This is a genomic window from Sphingobacterium sp. B16(2022) (assembly GCF_012030425.1).
Lineage (GTDB): Bacteria > Bacteroidota > Bacteroidia > Sphingobacteriales > Sphingobacteriaceae > Sphingobacterium > Sphingobacterium anhuiense.
Genome location: NZ_JAAUVN010000003.1, coordinates 806,972 through 819,818 on the forward strand (window position 1 = coordinate 806,972; position 12,847 = coordinate 819,818).

The 12,847-nt window shown below is 37.2% G+C and carries 10 protein-coding genes; 5 read left to right on the plus strand and 5 right to left on the minus strand.

Features of this window, described 5'->3' with window-relative positions; all coding sequences use genetic code 11:
- Nucleotides 1-21: 21 nt before the first annotated feature.
- The 4 genes from HCX49_RS17770 to HCX49_RS17785 form a co-directional block, all read right to left on the minus strand.
- A complete protein-coding gene (locus HCX49_RS17770) occupies nucleotides 22-1,728 on the minus strand; it encodes a glycoside hydrolase family 3 protein (RefSeq protein ID WP_206368576.1) in 1,707 nt (568 codons plus the stop codon).
- Between the two features lie 118 nt (nucleotides 1,729-1,846).
- Entirely contained in the window at nucleotides 1,847-2,389 is a 543-nt protein-coding gene (locus HCX49_RS17775) for a TetR/AcrR family transcriptional regulator (RefSeq protein WP_021188632.1), read from the minus strand.
- Between the two features lie 259 nt (nucleotides 2,390-2,648).
- Nucleotides 2,649-3,323, minus strand: a complete 675-nt coding sequence (locus HCX49_RS17780) for a response regulator transcription factor (protein WP_132769905.1) — start codon at nucleotides 3,321-3,323, stop codon at nucleotides 2,649-2,651.
- Nucleotides 3,324-3,331: 8 nt separating this feature from the next.
- On the minus strand, nucleotides 3,332-4,747 hold the full coding sequence (locus tag HCX49_RS17785) for a sensor histidine kinase (RefSeq protein ID WP_168127801.1): 1,416 nt from the start codon (nucleotides 4,745-4,747) through the stop codon (nucleotides 3,332-3,334).
- Between the two features lie 121 nt (nucleotides 4,748-4,868).
- Between HCX49_RS17785 and HCX49_RS17790 the strand changes: the two genes are divergently transcribed.
- A complete protein-coding gene (locus tag HCX49_RS17790; RefSeq protein WP_165905887.1) occupies nucleotides 4,869-6,257 on the plus strand; it encodes a DUF4270 family protein in 1,389 nt (462 codons plus the stop codon).
- 6 nt (nucleotides 6,258-6,263) lie between these two features.
- A complete protein-coding gene (locus HCX49_RS17795; RefSeq protein WP_132769911.1) occupies nucleotides 6,264-7,271 on the plus strand; it encodes a Kelch repeat-containing protein in 1,008 nt (335 codons plus the stop codon).
- A 976-nt stretch (nucleotides 7,272-8,247) separates the two neighbouring features.
- Here HCX49_RS17795 and HCX49_RS17800 read toward each other — a convergent pair.
- Nucleotides 8,248-9,240, minus strand: a complete 993-nt coding sequence (locus HCX49_RS17800; protein ID WP_021190281.1) for an aspartate-semialdehyde dehydrogenase — start codon at nucleotides 9,238-9,240, stop codon at nucleotides 8,248-8,250.
- 476 nt (nucleotides 9,241-9,716) lie between these two features.
- On the opposite strand from HCX49_RS17800, the gene HCX49_RS17805 reads away from it, so the two are divergent.
- The 3 genes from HCX49_RS17805 to HCX49_RS17815 all read left to right on the plus strand — a co-directional run bounded on the left by HCX49_RS17805 (nucleotide 9,717) and on the right by HCX49_RS17815 (nucleotide 12,805).
- On the plus strand, nucleotides 9,717-10,667 hold the full coding sequence (locus tag HCX49_RS17805; RefSeq protein WP_168127802.1) for an NAD-dependent epimerase/dehydratase family protein: 951 nt from the start codon (nucleotides 9,717-9,719) through the stop codon (nucleotides 10,665-10,667).
- Nucleotide 10,668: 1 nt separating this feature from the next.
- Nucleotides 10,669-11,394, plus strand: coding sequence for a YebC/PmpR family DNA-binding transcriptional regulator (locus HCX49_RS17810; protein ID WP_021190283.1), 726 nt, complete (start codon nucleotides 10,669-10,671; stop codon nucleotides 11,392-11,394).
- Between the two features lie 133 nt (nucleotides 11,395-11,527).
- A complete protein-coding gene (locus HCX49_RS17815; protein ID WP_168127803.1) occupies nucleotides 11,528-12,805 on the plus strand; it encodes a hypothetical protein in 1,278 nt (425 codons plus the stop codon).
- Nucleotides 12,806-12,847: the final 42 nt, after the last annotated feature.

A 12,847-nucleotide genomic window follows, 5' to 3' on the forward strand; every position in this document is an offset into this window, starting at 1 on the left:
GTTTATAAGAATTGCTGCCAGTTATTTACCCGCCGCGTACTTGAAATATTTATTGATGGTAACAGGTAATTTCCCTGTAGCAATATTTTGTCCTAAAATTGTTTTTGCTACAGCACGTTGCATAAAATCATCATTTTGATAAGCAACTAAAATGGTTTTACTTTTATGGACGCCTTTAAAACCATCCAATGCATAAGGATTGGTAAAGAAAGTAACAATTGATTTCTTAGCCAATTTTTTAATCAAATGCTTTACACCATCATTTGCTGGCACTTCAGGTCTTGGACGTGAACGTGTATCATGGATCGCAAGTATAATCTGTTTGTTTCTCTTTGCTTCTTTGATGATATTTTTTAAATCAGCCTCACTGGTTTCATCCGTAACAAAATATTGCGTTTCATTGGCGAGGGCATCGTCCATTATCCGCTGGAAAGTACCTGGGGATTTTAATCCGATATTGACAATTGCCGTTTTTTCTGAATTTTTAAATGATTTTATTTTATCCGTAGATTTCAAAACCGTGACCGATGATGCGGCTAATTGGTCTATCAGCTGCTTTGAAGAAGTTCTATTCAGATCCGCATATAGATTTCCGGTATTCACATCACGATATTGATCTAAGCCCAACCATAGCTTTGACGCGAGTACTTTTTTAACACGTGCATCCAAATCCGCTTGATTGATTCGGCCTTCCCCGATTGCTTTCAATACAAGGTCAATAGCGCGTTTACTATTTTCAGATACTTCCAACAAATCATGACCTGCAATAATAGCCATCACGTCAGCTTCACCATTTGGGAAAAATTTTTTCACACCATTCATATCCATTGCATCGGTTACTGTTAAACCACGAAAACCTAATTCTTCACGTAGTATCCCTGTCACAATAGGTTTTGAAATGGAAGAGGGAATATTGGGAGTAGGGTCTAAACTTGGAATATTCATATGAGCGACCATAATAGCAGGAGCACCAGCACGAATTAATTCTTTAAATGGAAACATTTCCAAAGCCTCTAGACGATCCTTAGTAAAGGTCAATTGCGGCAAGTCATGATGTGAATCAACATCTGTATCGCCATGTCCAGGAAAATGTTTTAATGATGATATAATACCACCGTTCATCATACCATCCATATATGCTTTAGCTTTTTTTGCAACATTTTCTTTATTGTCGCCGAAAGACCGGAACCCGATAACTGGATTTTTCGGATTATTGTTAATATCAACAACAGGAGCAAAATTAAAATGCATACCGATACGATGAAAATCTTTTGCAACTTCTTGGCCCATTTGATAAATCAATTGATCATTCTGTATAGCTCCCAAGGTCATCTGATATGGATAAGATAAAGTTGAATCGGGAAGACGCATGCCTAAACCCCATTCTCCATCAAAAGTGATCAATAAAGGCACTTTTGAAAGATGCTGATAACGATTGAACATATCCACATGACGAACCGGCCCGCCCTGAAATACAACAAGACCGCCCAATTGCTCATCTTGAACAACCTGTGCTACAGAATCAATATAACGCTGTCCCAGATTGGTATGGGCACGCACCAAAAAAAGTTGGGCGATACGTTCTTTAGGTGTCAAGCTGTTAAATACAGAATCAACCCAAGCATGGGGAGAATTAATATATTTCACAAAATCCTTCTTATCTTGAGCTTGTGAAAAAGAGATGGAAGATGCCAGTGCGGCAACACCCAAAGCTAGTTTTTTTAACATAATTTTTTGTTTAAAATAGAATACGAATTACGGGTATTTTTCACACAATAAAAAACAGTTTGTGCAACAATTTTATGAAACATGCATAAACTTGCATTGTCGAACAAAAAAATATAACTTATATCAAGTTATATTTCTCTTCCAATAATATGGCTAGTTCCATCGCATGATCAAGTTCACCATTAGCTTCCTTTTTCCATAAAGTATCAATAACAATTAACAAAAATTCCGTTTCCAGATCCGGATTTTTATATCCCAGTTCCTTAAAAGCCCGCACAATAATTGCCTGCACAGGTTTCATAAATTGTTCATGCTGCTGTCTTGAAAAAGGATGATGGGAAAGACGTTCTTGTAATTTCCAGAAGATAGGCTCATCAGCGACCAGCTTACTAGGTAAATTGATCATCTTACGTAAAAAGTCCTTCGAATCACGATAAGTCATCATACCTTTATGATGTGTCAGCACTTTCCGATAGCCCGCTTTAATAAGGTGCACCAACAAAGCATCCTTATTTCCGAAATGTTTAAAAATTAAAGCCTCAGACACACCTGCATTTTGAGCAATAGCTTTGGTAGAGGTATCTGCATAACCTTGTTCTGAGAACAAATTCAATGCCTCACGAACAATTTTCTCTTTTCTACTCAATACACTATCTTTCATTTTTTTATTCCCTTTTACAGCGTACAAACTTAGATAAATTTGCGTTTATACCCAATTATAATCTTCCTAAATATAAAAGCAAATTATTTATTTCGTTCTTCATAATTGACACGCATCAATAGGGCGCAATTTTCATATCACTCCTTTAAATATACTTATTCTTTTCTTTTCGAAAGACCATCATTTGTAACTTGAAAATAATATTATCAAGAGGTGACAAAAGTCCAGAAAACATAGCACTTCATAGCTTTCAAATCAATTACTCAACAGAAAGCATATAACCTATACCCCGTATATTGGTAATTTTGATACGTGGATCCTGATTTAAATATTTTCGGATACGGCTTATAAATACATCTAAGCTTCTTCCAGAAAAATATTTATCATAACTCCAGTAGGCTTTCATGATATCTTCACGAGGAATTACCTGATTCCTATTTTCATACAGGCTGCGTAACAATTCACTTTCCCGGTAAGATAACTTAATACTGTCGCCTTTATAGCTAAGTGTCTGTCTCAAGCTGTCTAAGACATAATCTCCGATCATGAGATTTTGACTAAGCTGCATTTTAGGACTGCCCTTAACCAGTGATTCGATACGAACGACCAACTCTTCAATACGAAAAGGTTTTTTTACATAATCATTCGCCCCCAAGTGAAAGCCTTTAACAACATCTTCTGTCTGCACACGAGCAGTAAGGAAAATAATCGGCACCTGACTGTCTAAGGCTCTTATATGTGTAGCCAACGTAAAGCCATCCATCACTGGCATCATCACATCAATAAGCAAGATATCTGGCTTTTGCTTTTCAAATAAACGAAGAGCCTCCTGCCCATCATGACAATGTCTTACCGAAAAACCGTTCATCTCCAGACTATCAGCAACAATAAGTGCCAGGCTCGCTTCATCTTCAACATATAAGATATCAATCATAAATCTGCTTATTTAGGTATTTTAATAGTAAAGGTACTACCTTTACCTGGACTACTTTTCACTGTAATTTTACCTCCGTGCTGCAGTATTACCTGACGAACATACGCCAAGCCGATTCCAAAGCCTTTGACTGGATGTAGATTGCCTTCAGGAACCCGAAAAAACATACCAAAAATCTCCTTCTGGTACTCCAAAGAGATGCCCTTTCCTTTGTCGGAAACACTAAACTCTATATAATCGGAATGGTCACAGACATCAATAGTGATAGTAACCACATCTCCAGAATACTTGACAGCATTTTCTAATAAATTATTAACAACATTGCGCAGATGTGATTCGTCGGCATGTAACCTTAATGTAGGAACGGAACTGTTCACTGAAATCTTCACTTCCTTACTGACATTGATTCGAAAGGTGTCTGCCGCATTGTTTAAAACGAGCATCAGATCAATCTCGCTTTTGTCAAGTTTAAGACCTTTTCGTTCATCAACATCCAATTGAAGAACTCGATCAATCATATCCGAAAGGTGATCAAGCTCACGTCGGGAAATGGCCAAATAACGATCCATCTTCACCTGATCATTTTTTACCCCGTAGAGTTGAATCGCTTCGATAGCAGTCATGACAGTAGAGACAGGGGTCTTCAGCTCATGCGTCATATTATTCACAAATGCCTTTTGCATCTCAGCTAATCGATTCTGTCGAAAGATCGTTTTAAAGAGATAAAGAAATGAACCGATAAAAATACTGATCAAAAGTATAGCAATGCCCAGCTGCCATCCTAAATCAAACAAGAGATTTTTCCATACCTGCCTAAATTTGACGATTAAAAAGCGACTGTCCGAAGCGTCTATCAATATCGGTCTTGTCCACGATAACTTTTTTGCTCTATACTCCTTACGGATAGCAAACAGACTATCCCTCGGAAAAATATCGGTCGTAACATCATATTCTGCACGGACTCCCTTAGCTTCTAAAGCGGTGGCAAATTTTTCATTTATTTCTTCGATCATCGCTGGAGTGACACCGATCTGTGAAAATAAATAAGGCGCCATCATTTCTCCTCCAGATTTCCCGTGCGGATAAGATAATCCCATCGTCTTTCCTCCTCGAGATGACCCCGCTTTTGACTGTTTGTAATAGGATCCAAAATCTTTAAATAGCGTATCAATTTCAGCATCTGTATACTTTGCTTTTAATTCTTTCCGTAATTTCCCCAATGCCCCGCCCTGATCACTTTTTAGATCATTGCTATGGGCTTGATACACATCTTGCACAACATTAAACATACTCCGCTCTGCTGAAGAAAGGAACAGATCAAGCCGGTTATTGTAACTTCCGTAGAGCCATATACCCAAGATACTAATCATCCCGATACCTGTTAATACCGAAAGTGTTATCAATAATTTAAACTTATTTGCCATAATTAAAAACAAATTTAAATTACTAGATTTGCATTCGCCTTGGTAATTAACCATATTTAACAAAATATAACACTGATTAACAATGCGCATTGATTACATTTGCAATATTCAATTTTTAAGCATGATAAGAAATTTTAAGAGACGTAGTATTCAATTTTTATTCTCAGCGTTATTACTGATAGGCATTTCAGCTTGTAATAAAGATATTTCGCTCTCTTTAGACAATTCAAGAGATGAATCCATAGGATTAGTTCCTATCGATACCTTTCAGGTGAATGCATCTACTTATCTGTTAGATGATGTACCAACGTCTGGAACAGGAATGATTCTAGCCGGAAAAATTTCGAATACTACAACAGGATCTGTTCTTTCGACGTCTTATATGCGCATGGCTATCGATAACATTATAGCCGGTTCAATCCCAACAGCAGCAAAATACGACTCCATTACGTTTGTATTAAAGCCGAACAAATATTTCTACGGAGATACAACGAAAACACAAACATTATCTGTTCACCAATTAACGCAGCAGATTACATTAAAAGAAGTCAGTACGGGATCCGGTACAAATGAATTACCGTATTATGTCAATGGGGCAGCTGTTTATAATAATCAAAAATTCACTTACGAACCAACAGCTTTAGGGTCCTTGTCATTCAAACCTTTTGTCAAAAAATTAGATTCAATCGCAATCAGACTAAATGACAACTTAGGAAACACGCTATTTTCTTATATCAAAGATGGTCATGGAAATATTGCATCCAATGACAATTTCAATGAATACTTCAAAGGAATAGCACTTGTTGCTGGAAATAATAACACGGCAATGATCGGTTTTAAAGATACCGTGAGTATGCAGGTGCATTATAACTATATAAACGACGAAGGATTTAAAGTGAGTAAATCCACTTCATTTAATTTGGGTAACAAAGCCTATCAGTTTAATAATGTAGAAGCTGACCGTTCAGGTACAGCATTCAACACTTTAAGTGTTACAAATCCAGAATTGAAAAGCACCACGACGAACGGTGATGTATTTGTGGAAGGTAGCACAGGAGCAGTCGTTAAATTAACTTTTCCAACATTATTGGATTTAGTTAACGATCCAACTGTAGCGATCAATAAGGTCGAACTCGTTATAGAAACAGAAAACAAATATCGTAATTCATTTTTTATCCCGCCTGCTCGCGTCGTGCTGATGATCGCAAACGCTGGTGGAAATCCGGTAAGTATTATTACTACGCCTCCCTTCTTACAGCAACAAGGACAGCAGGATCCTACGCAATATGGGATTTTAGCAGGAGGTGATGAGTTCGGTGGAAATGCAAAATATACGTTTAATATGATCGAATATGTTAATAATATAAAAAAAGATAGCTACTTTAACACATCTTTATTCTTGAGTGTGCCGCAAAGTAGTTTATTCGCAACTACAGATCGACTTATTATTGCAAAGGATGCAAATAACAAACCAAGAATAAAATTAAACATCTTATATACTAAATTTTAACAGTTTATGAACAAGAAAAATTGGCTACTAATATTATTAGCGTGCGTCGTTACTTTCTCTACTTACTCTTGTAAATCAAAGGATGATGATACTACAGATGAGGTAACAGAATGGACTAAAGGTTCTGCTTTCGATGGTGGCGCAAGAAGTGGGGCAGTATCTTTCTTAATTAACAATATCGCTTATGTAGCAACTGGTCTTGCTACAGAAGGTCAAGTATCTGTGCCTAAAAAAGATATTTGGGCATATAATGCAACCTCAGGAACTTGGTCTCAAAAGGCTGAATTCCCTGGCTCAGCTCGTTACTCAGCTGTTGCTTTTTCAATTGGAAACAATGGATATGTAGGGTCTGGTTATGATGGAGCAAATGCATTGTCAGATTTCTATAAATATGATGTTTCAGCTAACACTTGGACTAAAATTGCTGACCTACCTGCTGACGCAGCTCGTTATGGTGCAGTTGCTTTTTCAATTGGTGGTTTCGGTTATGTAGGTACTGGTTCTAAAGGGAACGATAATAATACTAACGTTAAATCATTCTACAAATACGATCCTACAAATAATTCATGGACTCCTGTAGAAAGCCCATTAAAATCGAACAGAAGATATGGATTTGCTTTTGTGATCAATAACGTCGCTTACGTAGGTGGTGGTATCGACAATAGCTCATACCCTGAAGATTTCTTTAAATTTGATGGTACCAAATGGACTCCATTAAATGATTTAGATCGTAGTGATAACTCTTACACATACAACTTAACACGTTCAAGCGCATCTACTTTTGTATTGAACAATCTAGCATATGTAGTAGGTGGTAGAAAAAACACGACAATCAACACGATCTGGGAATATAACCCAACAACTGATGTTTGGAATGCTGACAACCAAGGTTTCCAAGGTCAAGTTAGACAAGATGCTGTTGGATTTGGAATCGACAATGTAGGGTATATCACTACTGGTCAAAACGGATCAAACAAATACTACGATACTTGGAAATTTGTTCCAGTAAAATAGTTAAAGAAAAATACTAAATAATAAAGCGGCTGTATTCTAATACAGCCGCTTTATTATTAAAAAAAGCTTTCCTAAGCAAGGTAACATCGAGAAGTGAGGCGAACCATTAATCGCACTTCGTTGATTCGGCTTTATTTTACAACTTAAGACTACTTTCGTTACAAGGTTACGAGGCATCTACGCCACAATAACTCCATCTCCCGCGAAATAATTACTGTTGGTTAGATTATTCATCCTGAAGCCAAATCGATATTTCTCACGCTCCAGAGATACGGAGGCATTCGCCAAAGAATAAGCATGAAAAGTAAACCAACCTATGAATTTAATTCAAGTATTGGAGTGTCTAACATATTATCCTAATATTTTCTATTACCACATTTTAAAAGATTGATTCGGAAGCGCATCTCTCAGATACGTCACAACCTATTCATTGACGAGAGACTCTAAGAGCAGTACCGTAAATTAAAGAATAAGAAGACAAATACAGTAGCTAGAATTAGCGCAAGTTTAACGGTAATAAAACCGAACAGCGAGAGAGCAGGTTATGACCAAATTTGTACCATGTTATAAGTTTAACCACGGTAAGTCCATATTACATCGTGCTTTCTCTTTGGGAACACAGTTTTCACACCCTACTCACATCTATAAGTTGGGCCCTATTTGGTTCTTAGCAGGTCCCTAGCGTAGACCTACAAGAAATCAATCCACAAAATAGCATTTGAAACACAAGCGCTAAGTGAAGAAATATTGCTTTTGATGTGGACTCCAATCACTTTTTATGTACATAAAGCAGTAATATCGTACAAGAAAGGTTGAAAATAAGAAGGGGCTTTAGTTGTAATGAGTAAAAGAGAGAAGATTATTTTAAAGTGGTTGATGTGCAATTAAGAGGAAATACAATGGTGGAGCAGGTCCCAAAACAAAAAAGAGCTATATCAATGTGTTGATATAGCTCTTTACGTATATGAAGATCAGATTAAATTAATCCCTTTTCTCTTAATGTTTCTGCAATTTGAATGGTATTAGTTGCGGCACCTTTACGCAAATTATCTGCAACTACCCACATATTTAACGTATTTGCTTGTGAATCATCACGACGAATACGGCCGACAAATACTTCATCTCTACCGTGTGCATCTTTTGGCATCGGATATTGCAAATTAGCTGGATCATCAACGACAATAACACCGCTTTGAGCGGCTAATGCTTCACGAACATCTGCTAAATCAAAATCACGCTCAAACTCAATATTTAATGATTCAGAGTGTCCACCCATTACTGGAATACGAACGGTAGTTGCAGTCACTTTAATGGAATCATCACCCATAATCTTATTTGTTTCCAAAATCATTTTCATTTCCTCTTTTGTATAACCATTTTCTTGGAATACATCAATTTGAGGAATAACATTTAAATCGATCTCGTAAGCATAAGCTTTCTCGCCATCCTTAATACCCGCACGCTCATTCATCAATTGCTCGACAGCTTTAACCCCTGTACCAGTCACAGACTGATAAGTAGAAACGACAACTCGCTTAATTTTATACTTGTCATGCAACGGCTTTAAAGCAACGACCATCTGTATGGTTGAACAGTTTGGATTGGCTATAATTTTATCTTCAGCAGTTAATACATCTCCATTAACTTCCGGAACAACCAATTTCTTGGTCGGGTCCATACGCCAAGCAGAAGAATTGTCAATAACTGTAATTCCAGCAGCGGCAAATAATGGCGCATACTCTAAAGAAGTACCTCCACCAGCAGAGAACAAAGCAACATCAGGTTTTAAAGCAATAGCTTCAGATGGAGTAACCACCTTATACTTCTTTCCCTTAAAATCAATTTCCTTACCCTTACTACGCTCTGAAGCTACTGGAATTAATTCTGAAACTGGGAAATTGCGCGCTGCTAACACTGTTAACATCTCAGTACCTACAAGGCCTGTTGCGCCGACTACTGCGACTTTCATCTTGCTACTTTTTCTTTAATTTGTTATAAAATGTATTACGAATGTACAAATGAGAACATTCTTATTTCTCAAACTTACGAAATTAAGGGCTAATATTTAATGATTATTGCAAAAAAATAGATTAATCAATAGTAATATCAATAGCCTAATGCTATTTTTAATAAAATATCTTAAAATAATATCCCGCTGAACTATTCTAAAATTACAACTTTTCATAATAAAATAAATCAACACATGTCACGTTACACAATGCAAAAATAAGCAATCGATTGCTCTCCTAGAAAAGCGTCATAAATGAAAAATAAACACTAAAAAAAAGAGCTAAAAAAAGCTCAAAAAAAAGCTAAAACGAAACAGCAAATGATCCGAATATCGTGACAGTAAAGACTTTATGAGACTAAAAAAAGAATATTCGACAGTCATTTCAATGGTTTCAAAGCATTGGTTAGGATAATAAAAATACTATATTTGCATCGATGAAAGAAAGCATTATTATAATCGGTGCAAATGGTCAAATCGGAACTGAATTGGCTACAGCTTTAAGAGAAAAATTTGGTATTGAAAATGTCGTTACTTCCGACATTAGAGAACCTCAAAATTTAAAGGACGGGGAAATCTTTGAAACCCTTAATGTACTTGACAAAAGTGCAATAGAATCCCTTTTCCAAAAATATAAACCAACACAAGTATATTTATTAGCGGCCATGTTATCGGCGACTGGTGAAATATATCCACAAAAAGCTTGGGACCTTAACATGAACGGTCTGCTCAATGTGCTTGATCTTGCAGTTGAATATAAGGTGTCAAAAATATTTTGGCCGAGCTCAATCGCAGTATTTGGACCTCATTCGCCTAAAACGAATACAGACCAATACTGTGTGATGGATCCAAATACCATTTATGGAATCAGCAAACTTGCCGGCGAACGACTAGTTGAATGGTATCAAGAAAACCGTGGATTAGATATCCGTAGCATTCGCTACCCGGGTATTATATCATGGAAAGCTGAACCAGGAGGAGGTACAACAGATTATGCTGTTCATATTTTCTATGACGCACTGAAGAAAGGAACGTATGAGTGTTTCTTATCTGAAGATACAGCACTACCGATGTTATATATGGACGATGCTATCCGCGGTACTTTACAGTTGATGGATGCACCAAAAGAAAGTTTAACGATTCGCTCAAGCTATAATTTAACAGGTGTAAGTTTTACGCCAAAAGAACTAGCTGAAGAAATTAAAAAAATTCTTCCTAATTTTACAATCACTTACTCGGAGAATGATCCTAGACAAGCCATTGCAGATTCTTGGCCAGCTAGTATTGAGGACTCTCCAGCAAGAGCAGATTGGAACTGGAAGCCTGCTTTTGATTTAGCAAAGCTTACTGTCGAAATGATAGAGAATCTTAAAACAAACAAAATATAACATGGGAAGAGCTTTCGAATTTAGAAAGGAACGTAAGTTTAAACGCTGGGCCAAAATGGCAATCCAATTTACGCGTTTAGGAAAAGAAATTGCAATTGCGGTGAAGGAAGGTGGTCCTCATCCAGAATCAAATTCTAGATTACGTACAGCGATAAACAATGCGAAAGCTGTAAATATGCCTAAAGATCGTGTAGAAGCAGCTATCAAAAGAGCTTCTGAAAAAGATTCCAAAGGCTATGAAGAATATGTATATGAAGGATACGGCCCTCACGGAGTGCCTATCTTAATTGAAACAGCAACTGACAACACGAATAGAACTGTAGCCAATATACGCAGCTATTTCACCAAAGCTGGTGGAACATTGGGTAAAACAGGATCTCTAGACTTTATTTTCAACCGTAAATCTCTTTTTAGATTTCCTGCAACAGAAGATCTGGATGTAGAGGAATTAGAATTAGAACTCATTGACGGCGGTCTCGAAGAATTGTACGTCGAATCTGATGAAGAGGGAAATGATGTAGTTGTTGTCCAAACTTCATTTGAAGATTTTGGAAATATGCAACGTCTACTTGAGGAAAAAGGTATAGCAGTTTCTTCTGCAAAACTAGAACGTATTGCTTTATCACATTCTGATATCTCGGAAGAGGATGCTGCAGATGTACTAAAACTAATCGACAAAATTGAAGAAGATGATGATGTTCAAGCTGTATACCACAACATGGCTTAATATTTTTCTGACAACATAAAAAAAAGAGCGCTTGTCGCTCTTTTTTTATACCCAAAATTATTCCAAAATAGCACCCAAGCTATTAAAGCTTAATAAAATAGTATACATTTGTAATAGACTAAATACTTTCAGGATGACTTTTGAAGAATTTTTCGCTAAAAAAAAGATTGATTTAACTGCTTTAGAAAAAGCGGACAACTCACTTTATGAAGAATTTAAAAAGCACTATGTGGCCATGGGAGCAAAAAGTTTTGACCATACCAAGAAATTTTGGTTCAATAGACTCCGAAAAAGTTATCGATTAGAGGAGGTAATAGTTGACAAGAAAGAAATACAACAACCTGCTCCAATTGTAAAAGAACAACAAGTTGTTGCGGCTGAAACGGCTACTCCATCTAAAGGTTTTAAACCACGCTTTAAAACAATGGTAAAACCTGCCATAGTTCCTGCTACTGAAACAGAATTGAAAAATGAGGATGTCGAAAAAACGCAGAATGCTGCCATATCACAAGAAGTAACAGCAAAACCGGCCGGATTCAAACCTAGATTTAAGGCCGGAGTAACATCGTCACCTGTATCCGAGCCCGCTTCCGGTACAGAAAACACCGACGATAAAAAAGAACAAGTTGATCTTCCAGCAGATATTACGACTAAACCTGCTGGATTTAAACCCAGATTTAAGGCCGGTGTAACAAAACCGGTGACTGTAGTAGAACCGACAGATACGGAACAAAAAGTAGATGCACAGCTTGATCAAACGGATCAACAGAACACACCTGCTGAAACGGCAAACAAACCTGCTGGATTTAAACCCAGATTTAAGGCTGGAGTAACAAAACCGGCGACTACAGTGAAACCGGCAGATGCGGAACAAAAAGTAGATGCACAGCTTGATCAAACGGATCAACAGAAAACGCCTGCTGAAACAGCAAACAAACCTGCCGGATTTAAACCCAGATTTAAGGCTGGAGTAATAAAACCGGCGACTACAGTGGAACCGGCAGATGCGGAACAAAAAGTAGATGCACAGCTTGATCAAACGGATCAACAGAACACGCCTGCTGAAACAGCAAAAAAGCCTGCTGGATTTAAACCTAGATTTAAGGCTGGAGTAACAAAACCGGCGACTGCAGCAGAACCTACAGATGCGGAACAAAAAGTAGATGCACAGCTTGATAAAACGGACCAACAGAACACGCCTGCTGAAGCAGCAAACAAACCTGCTGGATTTAAACCTAGATTTAAAGCAGGACTAACAAAACAAGCTACTACAGCAGAACCGATAAATACGGAACATAAAACAGAAGAGCAAAAGGATCAAACTGTTAAAGAGGATCCCATTGAACCTGCTAGCAAACCGACTGGTTTTAAACCGCGATTAACGCAGATAAAAAATAAAGATAACGGTTAAAATACTTTTATTTTTTATACCTTCATTTAATTACATTTGTAT

Excerpts from the sequence above, each read along its gene's own strand:
- HCX49_RS17775 (WP_021188632.1), bottom strand. The coding sequence starts at position 2,389 with ATGAAAGATAGTGTATTGAGTAGAAAAGAGAAAATTGTTCGTGAGGCA.
- HCX49_RS17790 (WP_165905887.1), top strand. The coding sequence starts at position 4,869 with ATGATAAGAAATTTTAAGAGACGTAGTATTCAATTTTTATTCTCAGCG.
- HCX49_RS17780 (WP_132769905.1), bottom strand. The coding sequence starts at position 3,323 with ATGATTGATATCTTATATGTTGAAGATGAAGCGAGCCTGGCACTTATT.
- HCX49_RS17805 (WP_168127802.1), top strand. The coding sequence starts at position 9,717 with ATGAAAGAAAGCATTATTATAATCGGTGCAAATGGTCAAATCGGAACT.
- HCX49_RS17770 (WP_206368576.1), bottom strand. The coding sequence starts at position 1,728 with ATGTTAAAAAAACTAGCTTTGGGTGTTGCCGCACTGGCATCTTCCATC.
- HCX49_RS17800 (WP_021190281.1), bottom strand. The coding sequence starts at position 9,240 with ATGAAAGTCGCAGTAGTCGGCGCAACAGGCCTTGTAGGTACTGAGATG.
- HCX49_RS17810 (WP_021190283.1), top strand. The coding sequence starts at position 10,669 with ATGGGAAGAGCTTTCGAATTTAGAAAGGAACGTAAGTTTAAACGCTGG.
- HCX49_RS17815 (WP_168127803.1), top strand. The coding sequence starts at position 11,528 with ATGACTTTTGAAGAATTTTTCGCTAAAAAAAAGATTGATTTAACTGCT.
- HCX49_RS17785 (WP_168127801.1), bottom strand. The coding sequence starts at position 4,747 with ATGGCAAATAAGTTTAAATTATTGATAACACTTTCGGTATTAACAGGT.
- HCX49_RS17795 (WP_132769911.1), top strand. The coding sequence starts at position 6,264 with ATGAACAAGAAAAATTGGCTACTAATATTATTAGCGTGCGTCGTTACT.